At 64.3% G+C, this 24,368-nt stretch carries 21 protein-coding genes; 14 read left to right on the top strand and 7 right to left on the bottom strand.

What is annotated here, in order from left to right; translation table 11 throughout:
• Positions 1-53 precede the first annotated feature (53 nt).
• Positions 54-2,489 carry a penicillin-binding protein 1A gene (locus tag E8E91_RS28740; protein WP_280380654.1) on the top strand — a complete coding sequence of 812 codons (2,436 nt, stop codon included), beginning with the start codon at positions 54-56 and terminating at the stop codon, positions 2,487-2,489.
• Positions 2,490-2,550: 61 nt separating this feature from the next.
• Here E8E91_RS28740 and E8E91_RS28745 read toward each other — a convergent pair whose 3' ends face one another.
• From E8E91_RS28745 to rpmE, 4 genes are all read right to left on the bottom strand, one after another.
• On the bottom strand, positions 2,551-3,819 hold the full coding sequence (locus tag E8E91_RS28745; RefSeq protein ID WP_280380655.1) for a malic enzyme-like NAD(P)-binding protein: 1,269 nt from the start codon (positions 3,817-3,819) through the stop codon (positions 2,551-2,553).
• A 100-nt stretch (positions 3,820-3,919) separates the two neighbouring features.
• Complete coding sequence (locus tag E8E91_RS28750) at positions 3,920-5,374, bottom strand: M48 family metalloprotease (protein ID WP_280380659.1); 1,455 nt, start codon at positions 5,372-5,374, stop codon at positions 3,920-3,922.
• Complete coding sequence (locus tag E8E91_RS28755; RefSeq protein WP_280380661.1) at positions 5,371-6,171, bottom strand: thermonuclease family protein; 801 nt, start codon at positions 6,169-6,171, stop codon at positions 5,371-5,373. The genes E8E91_RS28750 and E8E91_RS28755 overlap by 4 nt, the downstream gene beginning before the upstream one ends.
• A 26-nt stretch (positions 6,172-6,197) precedes the next feature.
• Positions 6,198-6,410, bottom strand: coding sequence for a 50S ribosomal protein L31 (gene rpmE, locus E8E91_RS28760; protein ID WP_003453200.1), 213 nt, complete (start codon positions 6,408-6,410; stop codon positions 6,198-6,200).
• A 130-nt stretch (positions 6,411-6,540) separates the two neighbouring features.
• Between rpmE and E8E91_RS28765 the strand changes: the two genes are divergently transcribed.
• From E8E91_RS28765 to E8E91_RS28810, 10 genes are all read left to right on the top strand, one after another.
• Complete coding sequence (locus E8E91_RS28765) at positions 6,541-8,799, top strand: primosomal protein N' (RefSeq protein WP_280380662.1); 2,259 nt, start codon at positions 6,541-6,543, stop codon at positions 8,797-8,799.
• A gap of 138 nt (positions 8,800-8,937) precedes the next feature.
• The gene (argS, locus tag E8E91_RS28770; protein ID WP_280380664.1) at positions 8,938-10,677 is read left to right on the top strand and encodes an arginine--tRNA ligase; all 1,740 of its coding nucleotides are present in this window, start codon (positions 8,938-8,940) and stop codon (positions 10,675-10,677) included.
• 6 nt (positions 10,678-10,683) lie between these two features.
• Complete coding sequence (locus tag E8E91_RS28775) at positions 10,684-11,403, top strand: SPOR domain-containing protein (RefSeq protein WP_280380666.1); 720 nt, start codon at positions 10,684-10,686, stop codon at positions 11,401-11,403.
• A gap of 96 nt (positions 11,404-11,499) precedes the next feature.
• Complete coding sequence (gene hslV / locus E8E91_RS28780; RefSeq protein ID WP_044870821.1) at positions 11,500-12,030, top strand: ATP-dependent protease subunit HslV; 531 nt, start codon at positions 11,500-11,502, stop codon at positions 12,028-12,030.
• 29 nt (positions 12,031-12,059) lie between these two features.
• Complete coding sequence (hslU, locus tag E8E91_RS28785; protein ID WP_190829636.1) at positions 12,060-13,397, top strand: HslU--HslV peptidase ATPase subunit; 1,338 nt, start codon at positions 12,060-12,062, stop codon at positions 13,395-13,397.
• A 59-nt stretch (positions 13,398-13,456) separates the two neighbouring features.
• The gene (locus tag E8E91_RS28790) at positions 13,457-13,831 is read left to right on the top strand and encodes a DUF971 domain-containing protein (protein WP_280380668.1); all 375 of its coding nucleotides are present in this window, start codon (positions 13,457-13,459) and stop codon (positions 13,829-13,831) included.
• Between the two features lie 276 nt (positions 13,832-14,107).
• Complete coding sequence (phaC, locus tag E8E91_RS28795; RefSeq protein ID WP_280380669.1) at positions 14,108-15,787, top strand: class II poly(R)-hydroxyalkanoic acid synthase; 1,680 nt, start codon at positions 14,108-14,110, stop codon at positions 15,785-15,787.
• Between the two features lie 153 nt (positions 15,788-15,940).
• Positions 15,941-16,798: a poly(3-hydroxyalkanoate) depolymerase gene (gene phaZ, locus E8E91_RS28800; protein ID WP_280370304.1), complete on the top strand. Its 858-nt coding sequence runs from the start codon at positions 15,941-15,943 to the stop codon at positions 16,796-16,798.
• Positions 16,799-16,969: 171 nt separating this feature from the next.
• Positions 16,970-18,652, top strand: coding sequence for a class II poly(R)-hydroxyalkanoic acid synthase (phaC, locus tag E8E91_RS28805; RefSeq protein ID WP_280380671.1), 1,683 nt, complete (start codon positions 16,970-16,972; stop codon positions 18,650-18,652).
• A gap of 73 nt (positions 18,653-18,725) precedes the next feature.
• Positions 18,726-19,340, top strand: a complete 615-nt coding sequence (locus E8E91_RS28810; RefSeq protein WP_280370300.1) for a TetR/AcrR family transcriptional regulator — start codon at positions 18,726-18,728, stop codon at positions 19,338-19,340.
• 49 nt (positions 19,341-19,389) lie between these two features.
• Here E8E91_RS28810 and E8E91_RS28815 read toward each other — a convergent pair whose 3' ends face one another.
• The 3 genes from E8E91_RS28815 to E8E91_RS28825 form a co-directional block, all read right to left on the bottom strand.
• Positions 19,390-20,322: a phasin family protein gene (locus E8E91_RS28815; protein WP_280380673.1), complete on the bottom strand. Its 933-nt coding sequence runs from the start codon at positions 20,320-20,322 to the stop codon at positions 19,390-19,392.
• A 10-nt stretch (positions 20,323-20,332) separates the two neighbouring features.
• Positions 20,333-20,764: a phasin family protein gene (locus E8E91_RS28820; protein WP_280370297.1), complete on the bottom strand. Its 432-nt coding sequence runs from the start codon at positions 20,762-20,764 to the stop codon at positions 20,333-20,335.
• Positions 20,765-20,940: 176 nt separating this feature from the next.
• Positions 20,941-21,216: a polyhydroxyalkanoic acid system family protein gene (locus tag E8E91_RS28825; RefSeq protein WP_271471267.1), complete on the bottom strand. Its 276-nt coding sequence runs from the start codon at positions 21,214-21,216 to the stop codon at positions 20,941-20,943.
• A 142-nt stretch (positions 21,217-21,358) separates the two neighbouring features.
• Between E8E91_RS28825 and ubiE the strand changes: the two genes are divergently transcribed.
• The 3 genes from ubiE to ubiB are packed head-to-tail and all read left to right on the top strand — an operon-like array spanning position 21,359 to position 24,335.
• Positions 21,359-22,129 carry a bifunctional demethylmenaquinone methyltransferase/2-methoxy-6-polyprenyl-1,4-benzoquinol methylase UbiE gene (gene ubiE / locus E8E91_RS28830; protein ID WP_280380675.1) on the top strand — a complete coding sequence of 257 codons (771 nt, stop codon included), beginning with the start codon at positions 21,359-21,361 and terminating at the stop codon, positions 22,127-22,129.
• On the top strand, positions 22,129-22,746 hold the full coding sequence (locus E8E91_RS28835) for an SCP2 sterol-binding domain-containing protein (RefSeq protein ID WP_280380677.1): 618 nt from the start codon (positions 22,129-22,131) through the stop codon (positions 22,744-22,746). Before ubiE ends, E8E91_RS28835 begins: the two co-directional genes overlap by 1 nt.
• Entirely contained in the window at positions 22,743-24,335 is a 1,593-nt protein-coding gene (ubiB, locus tag E8E91_RS28840) for a ubiquinone biosynthesis regulatory protein kinase UbiB (RefSeq protein WP_280380678.1), read from the top strand. Before E8E91_RS28835 ends, ubiB begins: the two co-directional genes overlap by 4 nt.
• The last annotated feature ends 33 nt before the right edge of the window (positions 24,336-24,368 follow it).

The raw sequence follows: 24,368 nt of genomic DNA on the forward strand, positions 1-24,368 counted from the left end.
TATGATTACCTTCCGCTTAACTCATTCTTTTGCCTGGAAATCCACAAGCCTTGATGCGCCTGCTGAAGTTATTCTGGTGGTCTTTCGTTGCCGTCTTCTGTGGCCTGCTGCTCAGTTTCAGCGGCGCCTACCTCTATCTTAGCCCCAGCCTTCCATCGGTCGACTCGCTGCGTCGAATCCAGCTCCAGATCCCGCTGCGCGTCTACAGCAGCGATGGCAAACTAATCGCAGAATTCGGCGAAATGCGCCGCTCTCCGGTCCGTTTCGCCGACATTCCGCCGGACTTCATCCAGGCCCTACTGGCCGCCGAGGACGACAATTTTGCCAACCATTATGGCGTCGACCTCACCAGCCTGATGCGCGCTGCCACGCAATTATTGAAGACCGGCCACATCCAGACGGGCGGTAGCACCATCACCATGCAGGTGGCGAAAAACTACTTCCTCACCAGCGAAAGAAGTTTCTCCCGCAAGATCAATGAAATATTGCTGGCACTGCAAATAGAGCGGGAACTCAGCAAAGACGAAATTCTTGAACTTTATGTGAACAAGATCTACCTCGGTAACCGCGCATACGGTATCGAGGCTGCCGCACAGGTCTATTACGGCAAGTCGATTCGTGAAATCAGTCTGGCCCAAATGGCCATGATTGCCGGCCTGCCCAAGGCTCCGTCTCGCTTCAATCCGCTGGTCAATCCGACTCGCAGCAAAGAGCGGCGCGACTGGATTCTCGGCCGCATGTACAAGCTGGGCCGAATCGATCAGGCCCGCTACCAGCAAGCGATCAACGAACCGATCGATGCCAGCTACCACGTCCCCACCCCGGAACTGGCTGCCCCCTACATCGCCGAGATGGCCCGTGCCGAAATGGTCGGCCGCTATGGCAGCGACGCCTACACCGAAGGTTTCCGCGTCACCACGACAGTACCCAGCGATCTCCAGCAGGCAGCCAATACCTCGCTGCGCGAGGGCCTGATCGAGTACGACCAGCGCCACGGCTATCGCGGCCCGGAAACCCGCTTGCCCGGCATGACCAAGGAAACCTGGCTGCAGGAACTGGCCAAGCAGAAATCCCTTGGCGGCCTGGAGCCGGCCATCGTCACCCAGGTCGAAAAGAGCGGCATCCTGGTCCTGACCCGCAGCGGCCAGGAAGAGGCGGTTAGCTGGGACAGCATGAAATGGGCCCGCCCGTTCCTGAACACCAACAGCCTGGGCCCACGCCCGCAGCAGCCAGCCGATGTGAGCCAAGTCGGTGACCTGGTCCGCGTGCAGCGTCAGGCCGACGGCAGCCTGCGCTTCGTCCAATTGCCGGCCGCCCAGAGCGCCCTGGTCTCCCTGGACCCGCAGGATGGCGCCATTCGCGCATTGGTAGGCGGCTTCTCATTCGAGCAAAGCAATTACAACCGCGCGGCCCAGGCCAAGCGCCAACCGGGGTCCAGCTTCAAGCCCTTCCTCTATGCCGCCGCCCTGGATAACGGCTTCACCGCCGCCAGCTTGGTGAACGACGCCCCCATCGTCTTCCAGGAAGCCGGCATGGAAGAAGCCTGGCGCCCGAAGAACGACAACAACACTTTCCTTGGCCCGATTCGCCTGCGTGAAGCCCTGTACAAGTCGCGCAACCTGGTATCGATTCGCGTGCTGCAAGCCATCGGTATCGACTACGCACTGAATTACGTCAGCCGCTTCGGCTTCAACAAGGACGACCTGCCGCGCAACCTGTCCCTGGCGCTCGGCACCGCCAACCTCACTCCGCTGGAAATCGCCGGCGGCTGGAGCACCTTCGCCAACGGCGGCTACAAGGTTCAGCCCTATCTGATCGAGCGCATCGAAAGCCGCGACGGGAAAACCCTGTTCGTCGCCAATCCGCCACGAGTTCCGGCAACCGAGGCGCAGTCCAACGAAATCGCGCAAAGCAGCGGCGCACCGGATACCCTGCTCGCCTCCACCGACGCCTCGGCACCCCAGAGCCAGACGCCAGCGGTCGCCGAACGCATCGTCGATCCGCGCACGACCTACATCCTCAACAGCATGCTGCAGGACGTGATCAAGCGCGGTACTGGTCGCCGGGCACTGTCCATGGGACGTAGCGACATCGCCGGCAAGACCGGTACCACCAACGAGTCGAAGGACAGTTGGTTCTCTGGCTACAACGCCGACTACGTCACCACTGTCTGGGTCGGCTTCGACCAGCCGGAAAGCCTGGGTCGCCACGAGTATGGCGGCACCGTCGCGCTCCCTATCTGGATGAACTACATGGGCGCTGCGCTCAAGGACAAGCCCGCTCACGTCCAGCCGGAGCCTGCCGGACTGCTGACACTGCGTATCGACCCGCTGAGTGGCCGCGCCGCCAGCCCGGGAACACCAGATGCATTCTTCGAGCTGTTCAAGAGCGAGGACACGCCTCCACCCATGAGCGAGCTGGAGCCAGGCCTGGCCATTCCCGGCAGCCCGCTGCCGGCCGACGAGGCCGCCCCCATCGATCTGTTCTGAGGAACAGGCGCCCAAAATGAAAAAGCCCCGCGATTGCGGGGCTTTTTCATTGCGTCTCGGCTTAGCCGTTGAACACTTCGTCCACCGACTTCAGCGGATAGTGCTTCGGATACGGCAGGGTAGCCACGCCGGATTCGATGGCAGCCTTGGCCACTGCATCGGATACGACGGTGATCAGGCGCTTGTCCATGGGCTTCGGAATGATGTACTCACGACCGAATTCCAGGGAAGCCACACCGTAGGCGTCGCAGACGTCCTTCGGTACCGGCAGCTTGGCCAGATCGCGCAGGGCCACGGCAGCAGCGATCTTCATTTCTTCGTTGATGCGGGTGGCGCGTACGTCCAGGGCACCGCGGAAGATGAAGGGGAAGCCCAGCACGTTGTTGACCTGGTTCGGGTAGTCGGAACGACCGGTGGCCATGATCACGTCGCTGCGGGTCTCGTGCGCCAGTTCCGGCTTGATTTCCGGATCCGGGTTGGAGCAGGCGAACACAATCGGGTTGGGCGCCATGCGATTGAGGTCTTCCGGGCTCAGCAGGTTGGCACCGGACAAGCCTACGAACACGTCCGCACCGTCGAGGGCCTCGGACAGGGTGCGCTTGTCAGTCTCGTGAGCGAACACGGCCTTGTACTGGTTCAGGTCGTCACGACCGGCATGGATCACGCCCTTGCGGTCGATCATGAAGATGTTCTCGACCTTGGCGCCCATGCTCACCAGCAGCTTCATGCAGGAAATGGCAGCTGCGCCGGCGCCGAGGCAGACGATCTTGGCTTCGGCCAGGGATTTGCCAGCGATTTCCAGGGCGTTGAGCATGCCGGCGGCAGTCACGATAGCGGTGCCATGCTGGTCATCGTGGAAGACCGGGATGTCGCACTGTTCGATCAGGGTGCGCTCGATCTCGAAGCACTCGGGTGCCTTGATGTCTTCGAGGTTGATACCACCGAAGGTGATGGAAATGCGCTTGACGGTGTCGATGAAGGCCTGCGGGCTCTCAGCATCCACTTCGATGTCGAATACGTCGATGCCGGCGAAACGCTTGAACAGCACGCCCTTGCCTTCCATTACCGGCTTGGAAGCCAGTGGGCCGAGGTTGCCCAGGCCAAGGATCGCGGTGCCGTCGGAAATAACCGCTACCAGGTTGCCCTTGCCGGTGTACTTGAAGGCCAGTTCCGGATCACGCGCGATTTCGCGCACCGGCTCGGCGACGCCCGGGCTGTAGGCCAGCGACAGGTCGCGGGCGGTGGCGGTCGGCTTGGTCAGCTCGACGCTAAGTTTCCCGGGGCGGGGCTGGGCATGGTATTCGAGAGCGGCCGTTTTCAGATCAGACATTTTGGCATTTCCGCTTTTTGCTTGTGACAGACGTGACGGGCGAGCATACGCAAGATACATGGGGCTAACAAGACCGTTCAGTCACCCGGCGTCAACCCCTCTAACGTACGACTTTTAGCCAATCTCCGGGCTTTGGCTCGCCGATTGGATACAAATTATTCAACAATCGGATACGATTTTCCAGATCCGCTTGCGTACCCGGCAATTTGCTCTCCCGGGCCAGGCTGGCGACCGTCTGGCCGGACTTCGCCTGGATCAGGTGCAGGCGCAACGGCTGGGCCAAGGCCAGTTCCTCCTTCTTCATCGGACGGAAGCTACGGATCACCGAGAGGAACTTGTCGTCCTCACTTTCCAGGGATGCCCCATTGCGAATCGCACCGACGAACAGATAAGCCTTGTCGTCCTTATAGATGGCCGCCACCCGGCGCGCCGGTTTTCCCGGCAGTACCGCAGTGGCGCCTTGCAGCCCAGCTTGCTGCAGGGACTCTTCCATGGTCAGCCGCTGGCCACCCGCCTTCTGCCGCAGATAGTCCGCCGGAGCCAGGTTCGGCTTGCGCCCATCCAGAGTCATGGCGATGAAGGCCTGCTGGTTGGCGCTGTGGGTAATCACTGCATCAGGGCGATTGACCATCCCCCAGCCATCGGGGAAGTGCAGGGTGAAATCCAGTCCGGCATGGTAGAAGTCCTGACCCCGGCGCACCCCGGTCTCAGCCGAGTCACCGAAGGGCAGCCCCTCCAGATGCTTGAGGAAGACTTCCCGGTTCACCACCTGATTGCCGCCAGCCAGCGTCTTCGCTGGGCCGACCACCTGCTGCAGCCGCGTGTCGTTATCCGGGTGGGTATCGAAGACGCCGTGGTAGCCCGACGGCGCCTCCGTCTGCCCCTTGCGACGAGCCTGGTCGCGGGCGAATTCTTCCTGGTTTTTCAGCACTTTCACTACTTCGATCATGGCCTGCGGGTCATAGCCGCTGCGCGCCAGGTACTGGGCACCCAGACCGTCCGCCTCCAGCTCCATGTCACGCCCGTAGCCGCGCACGAAGGCAGTGCCCAGTACGTTGGTCAGGTCGCCTGCTGCCCCAACGCCTGTGCCGATGGCGACCGCCTGCCCCAGGATGTTCCAAGCAGTGGACTGGCTCTGCTGCTGCACGCTGTGGCGCGCGGTGACGTGACCCACCTCGTGCCCCAGCACCGCAGCGAGTTCTGCTTCCGAGTTCAGGTAGGCCAGCAGGCCGCGATGGATATAGATGTAGCCGCCTGGCAGGGCAAAGGCGTTGATGTCCGGCGAGTCGACCACAGTGAAGTGGTAGGGAATATTGCTGCGATGACTGTGGCTGGCAACGCGCTGCCCCACTTCCTGCACATAGGCCTGCAGTTTTTCATCCGCATAGCGCGGGTTCTGCTTGGCGATTTCCTGGTTGTACTGGCGACCGAGATCCAGCTCCTGCCGCTCGCTCATCATCACGAAGTTGGCCTTGCCGGTCGCGGGGTTCACCGCGCAACCGGCCAGCAGGGAAGAACCGAACAGCAGCGCCAAGACGAGCGCAGGGGATCTCATCGAATCACCTCAAGCATTCCATTGTGGGTAAGGGGGAGCATCCAGCGGGGATTCTTCGTATTTACGCCGCCCCTGCGTGCACGGTCAATTACCCAGCCTCGCGCCTCTATTCGTCGCCCCTCCAGACGCTGCAATCCGGCAGCATCGAATTGGCGCAGTTGCTTCAACTCGACGCGCAAAACCAGGGGCCCGTCCAGCTGCAGCCAGACTCCGCCACGGTTGCGCTCGACCTTGGCAACGCGCCCTTGCACCAGGGCAAAGCCACCCCGGCGCAGCTGCCACGGCGACTGCAATGGCGGCCGGCGCCAAAGCCCCCGCCCAGCGCGACGCGCTTCCCGCTCCGCAGCAGCATGGCACCCGCTGAGCGCGGCGTTGGGCGCAATGGCAATGTGAAACGCCAATCCTTCGGCGAGCAAGCGCTCTTCGAGGTTGCTCCCGCCGCTGTCATAAAGGTGAGCCAGGGTGCGACCGTAGCGGTCTTTCGGCTCGCGACCGAGACGCAGTCCGACGCGCCCGCCACTGGCTTTCACCAGCTCGGCAAGACGTCGGTGCGCCGCTACGGCGTAGGGTTCATCCGACCGCCCCTTGCGAGCCAACTCAGGCGCGTTCAGACCAATCAGACGGACGCTTCGCCCATCGACCAGACGCAAGGTGTCGCCATCGACGACTTTTCGGACTTTGAAGGTAGGAAGATTGCCCGGAAGCGGGCAGGCGGCATGAAGGGAGAAACTCAGAAGCCAGAAAAAGAAAAAGGCGCCTGTCAGAGGCGCCTTTCTCGTCAGCGGGGACTTGGCCATCAGGCCTTCCCGGGCTGTGTCGGCTCTTACTTGGCGCCGAACACGCCGAAACGCTGCTTGAAGCGATCGATACGGCCGCCGGTGTCCAGGACCTTCTGCTTGCCGGTGTAGAACGGGTGGCACTCGGAGCATACGTCGAGGCTGATGTTCTTGCCGAGGGTGGAGCGGGTCTTGATGACGTTGCCGCAGCTGCAGGTAGCTTCGATCGCTACGTACTCGGGATGGATTTCCGGTTTCATTGCTTGATCCTCAGGTCTGGCGTGCCGCCACCCGACCCTATGTCGAGTACCGCACGGAAACAGGCGGCGGATGATACCAGAGTGAGTGTGCGTTGCAACCTGCCGGCCGCGCCGGCTGTCGCGCTGCGCCATGCTAAGATCGCGCCTTTTCCGACAGGATCGCCGCTTGCCTGACGCCCCCATCTTGCGCCTCGCGCTGCCCTCCCCGCTGCGCCGCCTGTTCGACTACCGTGCGCCTGCCGGTGTGCCTCACGCCGCCCTGCAGCCGGGAGTTCGCCTGCGTGTGCCGTTCGGCCGACGCGAGATCATCGGCGTACTCGTGGAAGTGACGGACAAGAGCGAAGTGCCTGCGGACAAGCTCAAACCGGCACTGGAACTGCTGGATAGCCGCCCGCCACTCCCACCGTCGCTATTCAAGCTCTGCCTGTGGACCGCCCAGTACTACCAGCACAGCCTCGGTGACACCCTGAGCTGGGCACTGCCGGTGCTGCTGCGCCAGGGCGAACCGGCGGAGGCCCGGCAGGAGCGATTCTGGCACGCTGCACCCGGCGCCAGCCTCGACGACCCGCGCCTGGCCCGCGCACCGCGCCAGCGCCAGGCCCTGGCCACCCTGGCGCAGCATCCCCACGGCGTGGCGCACCAGTTGCTCAGCCAACTGCAACTGAACAAGGACAGCCTCGACATCCTCCTGGAAAAGGGCCTGGCCCGCGTCGAAGTGCGCCGCCACGCCCCCAGCGACCGCCACGGCCCATTGCTGGCCCAGCCGGAGCTGCCGCTCAACCCCGAGCAGCGTGCCGCCTTCGACGCGGTGCATGCCTCCTTCGGCAGCTTCAATGCCCTGCTCCTGGCCGGCGTCACCGGCAGCGGCAAGACCGAGGTCTATCTGCAGCTGATCCGTCAGACGCTCGAAGCCGGCAAACAGGCCCTGGTATTGATCCCCGAGATCAACCTCGGTCCGCAGACCCTGGAGCGCTTCTCCCGCCGCTTCAATGCGCGGATCGCCCTGCTCCACTCGGCGGTGAACGACCGCGATCGCCTGGACGCCTGGTTGGCCGCCCGTGATGGCGAGGCCGACATCGTCATCGGCACCCGCTCGGCGCTCTTCACGCCGCTGAAGAATCCGGGGCTGATCATCATCGACGAGGAACACGACGCTTCTTATAAGCAGCAGGAAGGCCTGCGCTACCACGCCCGCGACCTGGCCCTGGTACGCGCCCGCCAGGAGAACATCCCGATCCTGCTGGGCTCGGCCACACCCTCGCTGGAAAGCCTGCAGAATGCCCACGCCGGCCGCTACGGCCTGCTACGCCTGACCCAGCGTGCCGGCGGCGCCAAGCAACCGCGCTTCCTGCGCCTGGATGTGAAAAGCCTGCCGCTGGACTCCGGCATCTCCATGCCGCTGCAACAAGCCATCGCCCAGACCCTGGCGGCGGGCCAACAGGTGCTGGTTTTCCTCAACCGCCGCGGCTTCGCGCCGACCCTGCTGTGCCATGACTGCGGCTGGATCAGCCAGTGCCCGCGCTGCGACGCGCGCATGACCCTGCACCAGCGCTTCAACGAGCTGCGCTGCCACCATTGCGGCCACACCCAGCGCCAGCCAGCCTGCTGCCCAGACTGCAACCGGGTCGACCTGCGGCCAGTGGGTGCCGGCACCGAGCGCGCCGAAGAACGCCTGGCGATCCTGTTTCCGAAGACGCAGGTCCTGCGTATCGACCGCGACAGCACCTCACGCAAGGACGCCATGGACAAGCTGTTCGCCACCATCCAGCGCGGCGAGCCCTGTATCCTGGTCGGCACCCAGATGCTCGCCAAGGGGCACCACTTCCCCCGCGTGACCCTGGTGGCCATCCTCGATGCCGACGGCGGCCTGTTCTCCGCCGACTTCCGCGCCAGCGAGCGCATGGCCCAGCTCATCGTCCAGGTCGCGGGCCGGGCCGGGCGGGCCGAGGAGCCGGGCAAAGTGATCATCCAGACCCACCTGGCCGAGCATCCTCTGCTGGTGCAGCTCACCGAGCAGGGCTACTTCGCCTTTGCCGATCAGGCCCTTTCCGAGCGGCGCGCCGCCGGCCTGCCGCCCTTCGCCCACCTGGCCCTGCTGCGTGCGGAAGCGCACAAGCCGGGGCAGGCGGAAGACTTCCTCGACAGCGCCTGCAACGAAGCCGAACAGCAACTGGCCGAAATGGGCGTCAACGGCGTCGAGTTACTGGGACCGGTCCCCGCCCCCATGGAACGCCGCGCCGGTCGCTATCGAGCGCAGCTTCTATTGCAGGCCAACGCCCGCGCGCCCCTGCACCGCCTGCTGACGCCCTGGAGCCAGGCGCTGGAGCAGTTGCCCGGGGGTCGCGCGGTGCGCTGGTCGCTGGATGTCGATCCGATCGACCTGTTCTGACCAGAGCCGCCCAGCCGATATCACAGAAAGTCCCTTGCAGCTCACCGCTTAAAACTTGAAGCTGCAGCCGCAGCCCGCCGATAATGCACAGTTTTCAACCAGCGCCAGCCCTCCCCAGGGCGGCCGGAAGAGCAGAAGATGAAAGACACCATTCGCCAGCTGATCCAGCAAGCCCTGACCCGTCTCGCCAGCGAGGGCGTGCTGCCCGAGGGCCTCAGCCCGGCCATCCAGGTGGAAAACACCAAGGACAAGAGCCACGGCGACTTCGCCAGCAACATCGCCATGATGCTGGCCAAACCTGCCGGCATGAAGCCGCGCGACCTGGCCGAGAAGCTCATTGCCGCCCTGCCCCAGGACGAGCAGGTGGCCAAGGTGGAAATCGCCGGCCCCGGCTTCCTCAACTTCTTCCAGAACACCCAGGCCCTGGCCCAGCGCCTGGAAGCCGCGCTGGCCGACGCTCAGCTCGGTGTGCGCAAGAACGGCCCGCAACAGCGCGTCGTCATCGACCTGTCGGCACCGAACCTGGCCAAGGAAATGCACGTCGGCCACCTGCGCTCCACCATCATCGGTGACGGCGTGGCCCGCGTACTGGAGTTCCTCGGCGACACCGTGATCCGCCAGAACCACGTGGGCGACTGGGGCACCCAGTTCGGCATGCTGCTGGCCTACATGCAGGAACAGCCGGTCGGCAGCGACGCCGAACTGTCCGACCTGGAATCCTTCTATCGCGCCGCCAAGAAGCGTTTCGACGAATCCGCCGAATTCGCCGACCGCGCCCGCGAGCTGGTGGTCAAGCTGCAGGCAGGCGATCCCGACTGCCTGAAGTTGTGGACCCGCTTCAACGACATCTCCCTGAGCCACTGCCAGGCCGTGTACGACCGCCTGGGCGTGAAGCTCACCATGGCCGACGTGAAGGGCGAAAGCGCCTATAACGACGACCTGGCCAACGTGATCACCGACCTGCGCGCCAAGGGCCTGCTCACCGAAAGCGACGGCGCCCTGTGCGTGTTCATGGACGAGTTCAAGAACGCCGAAGGCAACCCCCTGCCGCTGATCGTGCAGAAAGCCGGTGGCGGTTACCTCTACGCCACCACCGATCTGGCCGCCACCCGCTACCGCGCCAATGTGCTCAAGGCTGATCGCGCGCTGTACTTCGTCGACCAGCGCCAGGCCCTGCACTTCCAGATGGTGTTCGCCGCCGCGCGCCTGGCCGGCTTCGTACCGCCGAGCTTCGAAATGGAGCACATGGGCTTCGGCACCATGAACGGCGCTGACGGCAAGCCCTTCAAGACCCGCGACGGCGGCACCGTGAAGCTGATCGACCTGCTGGACGAAGCCGAACAGCGCGCCTACGACCTGGTGAAGGGCAAGAACCCCGAGCTGGATGAGGCCGAACTGCGCCAGATCGCCCGCGCCGTGGGCATCGGTGCGGTGAAGTACGCGGACCTGTCCAAGCACCGCACCAGCGACTACAGCTTCAACTTCGAGCTGATGCTGAGCTTCGAAGGCAACACCGCGCCCTACCTGCTCTACGCCTACACCCGCGTGGCCAGCGTGTTCCGCAAGCTTGGCAAGGACTTCTCCGAGATCGACGGCCAGATCATCCTTGCCGCCGAGCAGGAGCAGGCCCTGGCCGCCAAGCTGGCGCAATTCGCCGACACCCTGGGCAACGTGGCCGAGAAGGGCGTTCCGCACATCCTCTGTGCCTACCTCTATGATCTGGCCGGCCTGTTCTCCAGCTTCTACGAGAACTGCCCGATCCTCGCTGCCGAGGACCAGGCCACCCAGCAGAGCCGCCTGCGCCTCGCCGCGCTGACCGGCCGCACCCTCAAGCAAGGCCTGGAGCTGCTCGGCCTGCAAACCCTGGAACGCATGTAACGGACTATGGCGAAGAAAAAACCTGCACCCAAGCGCGGGGCCAGCCGCTACCAGGCGCCGGCCAAGAAACCGGTGCCCGGCTGGGTCTGGTTGGCCATCGGACTGGTTATCGGTGGCTTTGTGGTGTTCCTCAACCAGCTCGAGCCCGGCCGCGAAGAAGTGCGCCGGACCAAGCCCGAGCAGGCCGCGAACGGTAGCGCCGGCGGCAAGGCCAGCAGTGATGCCGGCAAGGTCCAGGCCAAACCGGCGACACCGCCAGCCCAGGAACCGGCGAAACCGAAGTACGACTTCTACACCCTGCTGCCGGAGTCGGAAGTGATAGTGCCGCCGGAAGCCGTGCCCAAGGAGACGCCGGTCACGCCGCCTGCGCAGAAACCAGTCACCCCGGAAGAAGCCGCCAAGATCGACGCTGCGCGCGCCCAGGCCGCCCTCAACGGCGAAACCCCGCCGCCCGCGCCGCCGGTAGTGGCCAAGGCGCCGGTCACCAATCAGTTCTTCCTCCAGGCCGGTTCGTTCCGCAAGCGTGACGATGCCGACCGGGTGCGTGCACAGATCATCCTGCTCGGACAGAACGTCCAGGTGGAATCCGGCACCGTCCGCGAGGAAACCTGGTACCGCGTGCTGGTCGGCCCCTTCGCCAACCGCGAGCAACTCGCCTCGGCGCAGAAGCAGCTGGCCGGCAGCGGTTTCAGCAACCTGCTGTTACAGCAGCGCCAGAGCCGTTGAGCTGTTGATTACCGCGCCCGGTTGAAAAGCCGGGCAAGGCCCCCCATCTGAGTTTCCATTCGGGCATTTCCGCCCCGCTGCGTGGAGACTCTCCCCTTGACCACCATCGTTTCAGTCCGCCGCAACGGCAAAGTCGTCATGGGCGGCGACGGCCAGGTTTCCCTCGGCAACACCGTCATGAAGAGCAACGCCCGCAAGGTCCGTCGCCTCTACCACGGCCAGGTCCTGGCCGGCTTCGCCGGTGCCACCGCCGACGCCTTCACCCTGTTCGAACGCTTCGAAGGGCAGCTGGAAAAGCACCAGGGCCATCTCGTCCGCGCCGCCGTCGAACTGGCCAAGGACTGGCGTACCGACCGCTCCCTGAGCCGCCTGGAAGCCATGCTCGCCGTGGCCAACAAGGATGCCTCGCTGATCATCACCGGCAACGGTGACGTGGTCGAACCCGAGCACGGCCTGATCGCCATGGGCTCCGGCGGCGGTTTCGCCCAGGCCGCCGCCCTGGCGCTGCTGCAACACACCGAGCTGTCCGCCCGTGAAGTGGCCGAGACCGCCCTGAACATCGCCGGCTCCATCTGCGTGTTCACCAACCAGAACCTGACCATCGAGGAGCTGGACAGCGCCGAGTAAGGCCGCCGTCCCGCATTGGAGCAACATTCATGTCCATGACGCCCCGCGAAATCGTCCACGAACTCAACCGCCACATCGTTGGCCAGGACGACGCCAAGCGCGCCGTCGCCATCGCCCTGCGCAACCGCTGGCGCCGCATGCAACTGCCGGCCGAACTGCGCGCCGAGGTGACGCCTAAGAACATCCTGATGATCGGCCCGACCGGTGTCGGCAAGACCGAAATCGCCCGTCGCCTGGCGAAGCTCGCCAACGCGCCCTTCATCAAGGTCGAAGCCACCAAGTTCACTGAAGTGGGCTACGTCGGCCGCGACGTCGAATCCATCATCCGCGACCTGGCCGACGCCGCCGTGAAGATGATGCGCGAGCAGGAAATGCACCGCGTGCGCTACCGCGCCGAAGACGCCGCCGAGGAGCGCATCCTTGACGCTCTGCTGCCTCCAGCCCGTACCGGCTTCGGCGATGAGGCGCCGCGCGAGGACTCCAATACCCGTCAGCTGTTCCGCAAGCGCCTGCGCGAAGGCCAGCTGGACGACAAGGAAATCGACATCGAAGTAGCCGAATCCCCGGCTGGCGTGGAAATCATGGCCCCGCCCGGCATGGAGGAGATGACCAACCAGCTGCAGAACCTCTTCTCCAACCTCGGCAAGGGCAAGCGCAAGTCCCGCAAGCTGAAGGTCAAGGAAGCCATGAAGCTGGTTCGTGACGAAGAAGCCGCGCGCCTGGTCAACGAGGAAGAACTGAAGGCCGCCGCCCTGGAAGCGGTGGAGCAGAACGGCATCGTCTTCATCGACGAGATCGACAAGGTGGCCAAGCGCGGCAACGTCGGCGGCGCCGATGTCTCCCGCGAAGGCGTGCAGCGCGACCTGCTGCCGCTGATCGAAGGCTGCACCGTGAATACCAAGCTGGGCATGGTGAAGACTGACCACATCCTGTTCATCGCCTCTGGTGCCTTCCACCTGTCCAAGCCCAGCGACCTGGTGCCGGAACTGCAGGGCCGCCTGCCGATCCGCGTCGAGCTGAAGGCCCTGTCGCCGGAAGACTTCGAGCGCATCCTGACCGAGCCCCACGCCTCGCTGACCGAGCAGTACAGCGCACTGCTGAAGACCGAAGGCCTGAACATCGAGTTCGCCCAGGACGGCATCAAGCGCCTGGCCGAAATCGCCTGGCAGGTGAACGAGAAGACCGAGAACATCGGTGCCCGCCGCCTGCACACACTGATCGAGCGACTGCTGGAAGAAGTGTCCTTCAGCGCCGGCGACCTCGCCGCGCAGCACGACGAGAAGCCAATCCTCATCGACGCGGCCTACGTCAACGGCCACCTCGGTGAACTGGCCCAGGACGAAGACCTGTCGCGCTACATCCTCTGACAGGCGCACACTGGATACAGCCGGCAATTGCCGGCTGTATCCGTTTGGAGACCCCCGAAATGCGCATCCCCAGCGGTATCGAACTGCACAAGGCCTCCAGGACTCTGACCCTGAAGTACGGCCCGCAGGAAAACTACACCCTCTCCGCCGAGTTCCTGCGCGTGCACTCGCCTTCGGCAGAGGTGCAGGGCCACGGCAAGCCCATCCTCCAGTACGGCAAGCTGAACGTCGGCCTGACCAAACTCGAGCCGGCCGGCAACTATGCCCTGAAATTGACCTTCGACGATGGCCACGACAGCGGCCTGTTCACCTGGGACTACCTCTACCAGCTTGCCACCCGTCAGGAAGAGCTGTGGAACGATTATCTTCAGGAACTTGCAGCCGCCGGCCGCTCCCGCGACCCCAATGAATCAGTGGTGAAACTCATGCTCTGATGCGGTGCGGGCCGCGCTCCATCTCCGTGCTTACCGCCCAAGGTTAGGGCGCATTTTCTAATGCCTCGCGACATACTCACGTCGCAGCGTCCTCTCAGCGGTCGGCTTGCGCAAACTGACAAACTCAGGTAACCAATTTCTGGCAAGTTCCATGCATTTGGCATCGCCAGATACAGAGAAATACGCGAAGTTCGCTTCGCCTTCCCGGTAACCCGAGCGTGTCAGCGCACTGCTTCGCCAGGGCGCTGTTCGACTCAGGACAATGGAGCGTCGTAGATGAGCAACAAGAACAATGAAGACCTGCAGCGCCAAGCCTCGGATAACACCCTGAACCTCAATCCGGTGATAGGTATCCGTGGCAAGGATCTGCTGTCTTCAGCGCGGATGGTGCTGTTGCAAGCCATCAAGCAACCTTTCCACAGTGCAAAACACGTCGCTCATTTCGGCCTGGAACTGAAGAACGTGGTGCTCGGCCAATCCGGCCTGCAACCTGAAGCCGACGACCGCCGTTTCAGTGACCCGGCCTGGAGCCAGAACCCGCTGTACAAGCGCTACCTGCAGACCTACCTCGCCTGGCGCAAGGAACTGCACCAGTGGATCGAGCACAGCAATCTCTCCGAACAGGACACCAGCCGCGGTCATTTCGTCATCAACCTGATGACCGAGGCCATGGCGCCCACCAACAGCATGGCCAACCCGGCTGCGGTGAAGCGTTTCTTCGAAACCGGCGGCAAGAGCCTGCTGGACGGCCTTTCTCATCTGGCCAAGGACCTGGTGAACAACGGCGGCATGCCGAGCCAGGTGAACATGGACGCCTTCGAGGTCGGCCAGAACCTCGCCACCACCGAAGGCGCGGTGGTCTATCGCAATGACGTACTGGAGCTGATCCAGTTCAAGCCCATCACCGAAAGCGTGCACGAGCGCCCGCTGCTGGTGGTGCCGCCGCAGATCAACAAGTTCTACGTATTCGACCTGTCGCCGGAAAAGAGCCTGGCGCGCTTCTGCCTGCGCAACGGCCTGCAGACCTTCATCGTCAGCTGGCGCAACCCGACCAAGGCGCAACGCGAGTGGGGCCTGTCCACCTACATCGATGCCCTCAAGGAAACCATCGACGTCATCCTGAAGATCACCGGCGCCAAGGACCTCAACATCCTCGGCGCGTGCTCCGGCGGCATCACCACCGTCGCCCTGCTCGGCCACTATCAGGCGATCGGCGAGAACAAGGTCAACGCCTTCACCCAGATGGTCAGCGTGCTGGACTTCAACCTCGATACCCAGGTCGCCCTGTTCGCCGATGAGCAGACCCTTGAAGCCGCCAAGCGCCGCTCCTACCAGGCCGGCGTGCTGGAGGGCAAGGACATGGCCAAGGTGTTCGCCTGGATGCGCCCCAACGACCTGATCTGGAACTACTGGGTCAACAACTACCTGTTGGGCAACGAGCCGCCGGCCTTCGACATCCTCTACTGGAACAACGACACCACGCGCCTGCCTGCCGCGCTGCACGGCGAACTGGTGGAAATGTTCAAGACCAACCCGCTGACCCGTCCCAACGCACTGGAAGTCTGTGGCACCCCCATCGACCTCAAGCAGGTCACTTGCGACTTCTACTGCGTGGCCGGCACCACCGACCACATCACCCCCTGGGAAGCCTGCTACCGCTCGGCGCGGCTGCTGGGTGGCAAATGCGAGTTCGTGCTGTCCAACAGCGGCCACATCCAGAGCATCCTCAACCCGCCGGGCAACCCCAAGGCGCGCTTCTCCACCAGCAGTGAAATGCCGGCGGACCCGAAGGCCTGGCTGGATAACGCCACCAAGCATGCCGACTCCTGGTGGCTGCACTGGCAGCAATGGATGGCAGAACGCTCCGGCAAGACCAAGAAAGCCAACTTCACCCTGGGCAACAAGGCCTACCCGGCCGGTGAAGCCTCGCCCGGCACGTACGTGCACGAGCGATGAAAGACTGCGCCCTGCGCACCACTGCCCATGGCACCGGGATGTGCCCTGCGCGCCGCCGGCCATTGCCGGCGGTGCCAACCAGGCACTGCCTGGCGAATTCGGAAGCAGCCGCTGGCGGCTGCTTCCGGCTTTCTCTTCAATAGGGCTCCGCGCATGCCGCTACCTTTCGTATTCCGCACCATCGAGCTGGATGGCCAGACCATCCGAACCGCCGTCCGCCCCGGCCAGTCGCACATGACACCACTGCTGATCTTCAACGGCATCGGCGCGAACCTCGAACTGGTTTTTCCCTTCGTCCAGGCCCTGGACCCGGACCTGGAAGTGATCGCCTTCGACGTGCCCGGCGTCGGCGGTTCGTCCACTCCCAACGTGCCTTACCGTTTCTCCGGCCTGGCCAAGCTCGCTGCGCGCATGCTGGATTACCTGGACTACGGCCAGGTCAGCGCCATTGGCGTGTCCTGGGGCGGCGCCCTGGCCCAGCAGTTCGCCCATGACTACCCGGAGCGCTGCAAGAAACTGATCCTCGCCGCCACCTCGGCCGGTGCCGTCATGGTGCCCGGCAAGCCCAAGGTGCTCTGGCGCATGGCCAGTCCACGGCGCTACATCCAGCCGTCCTACGGCGTACATATTGCCCCGGACATCTACGGCGGCGCCTTCCGTCGCGATCCGGGCCTGGCCATGGCCCACGCCAGCAAGGTGCGTTCCTCCGGCAAGATGGGCTACTACTGGCAACTGTTCGCGGGGCTCGGCTGGACCAGCATCCACTGGCTGCATCGCATCCGCCAGCCGACCCTGGTGCTGGCCGGCGACGACGATCCGATCATCCCGCTGGTGAACATGCGCCTGCTCGCCTGGCGCATCCCCAACGCGGAACTCCACGTGATCGACGACGGTCACCTGTTCCTCGTGACCCGTGCCGAAACGGTGGCGCCGATCATCATGAAGTTCCTCGCCGAGGAGCGTCAGCGCGCGGTGATCCACCCCCAGGCCGTGCCGCTGCGCAGTAGCTGAGAACCTGCCGCTCCCTTGTGGGGCGGCCGCATGACACGCGAACCAGACCGGTGCGCGCTGTCATCAACTTGAATTTTGCTGGAGATAGTCTGGAATGCCCTTCGGGCTCCTGGTGGTACAAGCCTTGCTGTAGTCCTCCTGAACCACGGACCGAATACGGAGCGTTGCCCCATGCGAGAAAAACAAATCCCGGGCACCTTGCCGGTACCTGCCGCCTTCATGAATGCGCAGAACGCCATCGTGGGGCTTCGCGGCAAAGATCTGTTTTCCACGGTACGCAACCTGGCGCTGCAAGGACTGCGGCATCCGGTGCACAGTGCGCGACACATGCTCGCCTTCGGCGGCCAGGTCGGCCGCGTGCTGCTCGGTGATACCCTGCACCAGCCCAACCCACAGGACAGCCGCTTCGCCGACCCGTCCTGGCAGCACAACCCCTTCTACCGCCGCGGCTTGCAGGTCTACCTGGCCTGGCAGAAACAGCTCAGCACCTGGATCGACGAGAGCGACCTCAGCGACGATGACCGCGCCCGGGCCCGCTTCGTCCTGGCCCAGTTGAGCGACGCCCTCTCCCCCACCAACAGCCTGCTCAACCCACAGGCGGTGAAAGAGCTGTTCAACACCGGCGGCCTCAGCCTGGTGAAGGGCCTGGGCAACCTGGTGGATGACCTGCTGCACAACGACGGCATGCCCAGCCAGGTCAGCAAGCACGCCTTCGAGATCGGCCGTAACCTCGCCAACACCCCCGGTGCCGTGGTCTTCCGCAACGAGCTGCTGGAGCTGATCCAGTACAAGCCGATGAGCGAGAAGCAGTACCTGCGCCCCTTGCTGGTGGTGCCGCCGCAGATCAACAAGTACTACATCTTCGACCTTGCGCCGGATAAGAGCTTCGTCCAGTACGCCCTGAAGAACGGCCTGCAGGTGTTCATGGTGAGCTGGCGCAACCCCGATGCGCGGCATCGCGAATGGGGCCTCTCCACCTATGTGCAGGCCCTGGAAGAAGCCTTCGAAGCCTGCCGCGCCATCACTGGCAGCAAGGAGGTCAACCTGGTTGGCGCCTGCGCCGGCGGCCTCACCATCGCCGCCCTGCAGGGCCACTTGCAGTCGCGTCGGCAGCTGCGCAAGGTCACCAGCGCCACCTACCTGGTCAGCCTGCTGGACAGCCAGGTGGACAGCCCAGCCGTGCTCTTTGCCGATGAGCAGACCCTCGAAGCCGCCAAGCGCCGCTCGTACCAGGCCGGCGTGCTCGAAGGCAAGGACATGGCCAAGGTCTTCGCCTGGATGCGCCCGAACGACCTGGTGTGGAACTACTTCGTCAACAACTACCTGCTGGGTCGCGAACCCCCGGCCTTCGACATCCTCTACTGGAACAACGACAACACCCGCCTGCCCGCCGCGCTGCACGGCGACATGCTGGACTTCTTCAAGCACAACCCGCTGACCCGCAGCGGCGCCCTGGAAATCTGCGGTACGCCCATCGACCTGCAGAAGGTCACGGTGGACAGCTTCAGCGTGGCCGGCATCAACGACCACATCACCCCCTGGGACGCCGTCTACCGCTCGGCCCTGCTGCTGGGCGGCGACAGCCGTTTCGTGCTGTCCAACAGCGGCCATATCCAGAGCATTCTCAATCCGCCGGGCAATCCCAAGGCCAACTACTACGAGAACGGCAAGCTCACCTCCGACCCGCGCGCCTGGTACTACGACGCCAGGCACGTACAGGGCAGTTGGTGGGCGCAATGGCTGGGCTGGATCCAGGAGCGCTCCGGCGAGCAGCGGGAAACCATCACGGCCCTGGGCAACCAGGATTACCCCGCGATGGAAGCTGCTCCCGGCACTTACGTGCACGTGCGCTGACACCCCGGCGGCCGGCCCGGCGATTGCCCGGCCGGCCCTTCACCTCTTTACGGAAAGGCTGGCAGTACCCTGGATGAAGACCCGCGACCGCATCCTCGAATGCGCCCTTGAGCTGTTCAATCGCAACGGCGAACCCAACGTCACCACTCTGGAAATCGCCACCGAGCTGGGCATCAGCCCCGGTAACCTCTACTACCACTTCCACGGCAAGGAACCCCTGGTGATGGCGCTGTTCGAGCGTTTCCAGGAGGAACTGGCGCCGCTGCTCGACCCGCCGGCCGACGCACAACTGGATGCCGAGGACTACTGGCTGTTCCTGCACCTGATCGTTGAGCGGCTGTCGCGTTATCGCTTCCTCTTCCAGGACCTCTCCAACCTGGCTGGCCGCCTGCCGAAGCTGGCGAAGGGAATGCGCAACTGGCTGAACCACCTCAAGCGGACCCTGGCTGCTCTGCTGGCCCGGCTGAAGGCCGAAGAGCAACTGGTCAGCGATACCGAGTCCCTCGGCCAGTTGGTGGAGCAGATCACCCTGACCCTGCTGTTCTCCCTCGACTACCAGCGGGTACTGGGCAGCGGCGGCGAGATTCGCCTCGTGGTCTACCAAGTGATGATGCTGGTGGCCCCGCACCTTCGGCCCGGTTCCCGACACGCCGCCGAAAGCCTCGCCAGACGTTATCTGGACGCCTGAAACGAAAACGCCCGGACAAGCCCGGGCGTTTTCGTCATACCGATACCAATCAGGACTGGCTGGCCGGCGGCGTTGCCGGAGTAGCCGGTGCTGCCGGAGCCGGTGCCACGCTGGGTGCCGGAGCGGCCGATGCTGCAGGCGCTGCCGGGGCGGCCGGAGCCGGTGCTGCAGGCTTGGCGGCCTTGGGCGCGGCGGGCTTCTTCACTGCTGGCTTCTTCGCGGCGGCGGGCTTGGCTGCAGCAGGCTTGGCCGCGGCGGCCGGCTTGGCAGCGGGCTTCGCTGCGGCGGGCTTGGCGGCTGCGGCCGGTTTCGCGGCTGCAGGCTTGGCAGCCGGTTTGGCGGCAGCTTTGGCTGCAGGCTTGGCAGCAGCGGCAGCCGGCTTGGCGGCCGGTTTCGCAGCAGCCTTGGCCGCAGGCTTCGCAGCAGCAGCTTTGGCAGCCGGCTTGGCGGCGGCGACCTTGGCAGCTGGTTTGGCGGCTGGTTTGGCAGCGGGTTTAGCGGCGGCCTTGGCTGCCGGTTTTGCGGCAGGCTTGGCTGCAGGTTTGACCGACTTGGCCGACACGCCAGTGAGTTTCTCGAGCTGCTTGGTCAGGGCATCCACCTTGCCTTGCAGGTCCTTCACCTCGGTGCGGCTGGGCACGCCGAGACGGGAAATGGCGCTGTTCAGACGCTTGTCGAAAGCCTCTTCCAGCTCGCTCCACTTGCCGATCGCCTTGCCCTTGACCTCTTCGACCTTGGACTTGGCCGTGCCCACGCGGGAGCCAACAGTCGACTTGACCGCGTCTACCTGCTTGTCCACCTCGGTCTTGGCCTGCTTCTCGGCCTTCTCACCATCCTTGACCAGCGTATCGAACAGCTTGGAGCCGTCGTTGCTGATCTTCGAGTAGGCCCCCAAGCCAGCCAGCCAGATCTGGCGCGAGTATTTCTCGATCTCGCCGATCCAGGAGTTGGTGTCTTTATCGGTTTTCTTCTTGCCAGCCATCCTGCTCTCCTTATTTGGTTCGCGCGACGTGCTCGAGCAACGCGCTCAGCTCATCAAGCTTAGCAGAGAGTGCCTCAACGTCCTGCCGCGAGGGAATACCGATGCGATTGAGGGCGCTGGCTACACGGTTGTCGAAAGCCGTCTCGATCTTATCGAATTGAACTTCGACCTTTTCCTTCACGCCGGTAACGCGATTCTTGACGCTGTCGAACTGGCTGTTGGCGGCTTCGACCTGCTCGTCCACCAGTTTCTTGCCCTGCTTCTCGACGCCTTCGCCGGCCTTCACCAGCTCCTTGAAGTAATCGACGCCCTCGGCGCCAGCCTTGGCGTAGGCACCCAGGCCGGCCAGCCAGATCTTGCGGGCATAGAGCTTCACGTCGGCAATGACGGTGGACTTGCTTTCGGCTTTCTCGACTTTCTTTTTGACGGCTACTTTGGCCATGGTGCACCTCACGCTGAAAGGTAGATGACTCGTCCTTTTTGAGGACTTATGCGCAAGGTAGCGAGGAAAATTAGAAACCGCATACTAGCCGCGCCGCGGACTGTTTCGGGCACGGTACCCGTGGGAACGAATTCATTCGCGAAGGGCCGCGAAGCGGCCCTCTGGAGCAGGCTGGCTCAGGCCAGGTACTCGTCCAGCGCCCTCTCGATTTCGCGCTTGATACTGCCGCTCATGGTCGAGAGCAGCAGGCCCAGCTTGACCTCGACACGCACCCTGGCGTCACTCACCTCGATCGAACCGTCGGCACCGCTGCGCTTGAATTCCAGGGTGTCGCCGCGCCACTGGTAACGCACGTCGTACTCACGCGCCAGGCGCTGTGCCAGCTTCTCGGCTTTCTCCCGGACGGCCTCAAGACCGAGGGCGTGGGGACGTTCGACATGGATGCGGGACATTGGGGTTTCCTGTACTGCGACCTTTGGTCGCGCGACTATACCAGCCACCACGCGCCCTGGCCGCCCCTGCAACACCCGGTCGCCAAGACAAAGCCGGGCGCCGGCATTAGAATGGCCGCCATTCAATTCCGGTGGCATTGACATGAACGACCCGCGCAAAGGCAACGACGCCGAACCCACGACTCACTTCGGTTACCAGCAGGTCCCCGAAAGCCAGAAGGCAGACAAGGTCGCCGAGGTATTCCACTCGGTTGCGGCCAAGTACGACCTGATGAACGACCTGATGTCCGGTGGCGTCCACCGCCTGTGGAAGCGCTTCACCATCGAGCTGTCCGGCGTGCGTCCGGGCAACCGTGTGCTGGACATCGCTGGCGGTACCGGCGACCTCACCCGTCAGTTCTCGCGCCTGGTGGGCGTGACCGGCGAAGTGGTGCTGGCCGACATCAACGCCTCGATGCTCAAGGTGGGCCGCGACAAGCTGCTGGACAGCGGCGTGGCCGGAAACGTCAGCTTCGTCCAGGCCGATGCCGAGAAGCTGCCCTTCCCCGATAACCACTTCGACGTGGTCACCATCGCCTTCGGCCTGCGCAACGTCACCCACAAGGACGAAGCCATTCGTTCCATGCTGCGGGTGCTCAAGCCGGGCGGTCGCCTGCTGGTGCTGGAGTTCTCCAAACCCACCAGCGGCCTCCTGTCCAAGGCCTATGACGCCTACTCCTTCAGCCTCCTGCCGCTGATGGGCAAGCTGATCACCAACGACGCCGAGAGCTACCGCTACCTGGCCGAGTCGATCCGCATGCACCCGGACCAGGAAACCCTCAAGGCGATGATGTCCGAAGCCGGCTTCGAACGCGTCACCTACCACAACATGACCGGCGGCATCGTCGCCCTGCATCGCGGCATCAAGCCCTGATGCTGACCCAGGCGCTGCTGGCCGGTATCGAGCTCGGCCTGAACAGGGTGCTCGTCCTGGACAGCACCGCGTTGCCGCGCATGTCCGCACTGGAAGGCAGCGTCATCGAGGTCGACTGCCAGAGCCCGGCACTGACCCTGTTCCTGCTCCCCGGCGGTGATGGCCTGAAGCTCTCCGCCCACTGGTCCGCCCCTGCCGACTGCCGCCTGCGGGCGCCCGCCAGCAGCTTGCTGAAGCTGGCCACCACGCGGGAAAAGACCGCCGTCCTGCACAGCCCCGAAGTCACCCTGGAAGGCGACAGTGCCGTGCTGCTCGAACTGGCAGCCATCCTCCAGGACCTCGAACTGGACTGGGAATACGAGCTGTCGCGCTGGCTCGGCCCAGTCGGCACGCAATTGCTCGCCGGCCACCTGAAGAGCCGCGCCAGCTGGGCCGGACAGGGGCTGGACAACCTGCGGCAGAACCTCGCCGACTACCTGGCCGAAGAGTCGCGCACCCTGGTGGGCCGCCGCGAAGCCGACGCACGCTTCGCCGAACTGGACCGCCTCAAGCTCGCCCTCGACCGCCTCGATGCCCGCGTCGAGCGCCTGAACCAGAGAACCAAGCCCAACGCATGAAGCTGCTCGCCGCCCGCCGCCTGTTGCGCATCCAGCAGGTCGTCATCCGCTACCGCCTCGATGACCTGCTGCTCGAACTGCCGCTGCCCTGGTGGCTGCGCACGCTGAGCTACGCCCTGCCCTGGCGCTGGCTGCCTCGCAAGGAACTGCCGCTATCCCGCGGTGCGCGCCTGCGCCTGGCGCTGGAAGACCTCGGCCCGATCTTCATCAAGTTCGGCCAGTTGCTGTCCACGCGCCGCGACCTGATGCCGCCCGACATCGCCGACGAACTGGCCCGCCTGCAGGACCAGGTACCGCCGTTCGCGCCGGAAAAGGCCGTCGCACGTATCGAGGAACAACTGGGGGCCAAGGTCAGCGAGGTGTTCGCCCGCTTCGACGTCGAGCCACTGGCCTCGGCCTCGGTGGCCCAGGTCCACGCCGCCCAGCTGAAAAGCGGCGAGGAAGTGGTGGTGAAGGTGATCCGCCCGAACCTGCGGCCGATCATCCGCCAGGACCTCGCCTGGCTGTTCCTCCTCGCCCGCCTGGCCGAACGCGTGTCCGCCGACGCCCGCCGCCTGCGCCCGGTTGAGGTGGTGGACGACTACGAGAAGACCATCTACGACGAGCTCGACCTGCTGCGCGAGGCGGCCAACTCCAGCCAGTTGCGACGCAACTTCGACGGCTCGCCACTGCTCTACGTGCCCCAGGTCTACTGGGACTGGTGCCGCCCCAAGGTGCTGGTGATGGAACGTATCTACGGCATCCCGGTGACTGACATGACCACCCTTGCCGACCAGCGTACCGACATGAAGCTGCTGGCCGAGCGCGGCGTGGAAATCTTCTTCACCCAGGTGTTCCGCGACAGTTTCTTCCACGCCGACATGCACCCCGGCAACATCTTCGTGGCCACCCGCCAGCCCTGGAACCCGCAGTACATTGCCATCGACTGCGGGATCATCGGCAGCCTCACCCCCGAGGACCAGGACTACCTCGCCCGCAACCTGATCGCCTTCTTCAAGCGCGACTACCGCCGCGTGGCCCAGCTGCACATCGACTCCGGCTGGGTGCCGGCAGAAACCAGGGTCAACGACTTCGAAGCGGCCATTCGTACCGTCTGCGAACCCATCTTCGAGAAGCCGCTGAAAGACATCTCCTTCGGCCAGTTGCTGCTGCGCCTGTTCCAGACCGCCCGCCGCTTCAACATGGAAGTCCAGCCGCAGCTCGTGCTGTTGCAGAAGACCCTGCTGAACATCGAAGGCCTGGGCCGCCAGCTCTACCCGGACCTGGACCTCTGGACCACCGCCCAGCCGTTCCTCGAACGCTGGATGCGCGAGCGCGTCAGCCCCCTGCAACTGCTGCGTAACCTGCAGCAACAGGCCGAGCAGGTGCCACACCTGTCGCAGATCGCCCGTGACACCCTGGAGCGTCTGGCCAAGCCGGCCAACGCGCCGCAGAAGACCGAGCAGCCTGTAAGCGTCCAGTGGCCGGCGCGCCTGCTTGGCGCCCTGCTGGTCGCTGGCGCCGCAACCCAGGGCCTGGCGCCCACCGCCGAAACCTGGCCGAGCTGGCTGATGCTGGCCGGCGGTCTATATCTGGTGCTGCGCCGATAGCCAGCCCGGAGCGGCACTGGCACACTATTTCGA

Source organism: Pseudomonas sp. BN515 (assembly GCF_029873155.1).
Lineage (GTDB): Bacteria > Pseudomonadota > Gammaproteobacteria > Pseudomonadales > Pseudomonadaceae > Metapseudomonas.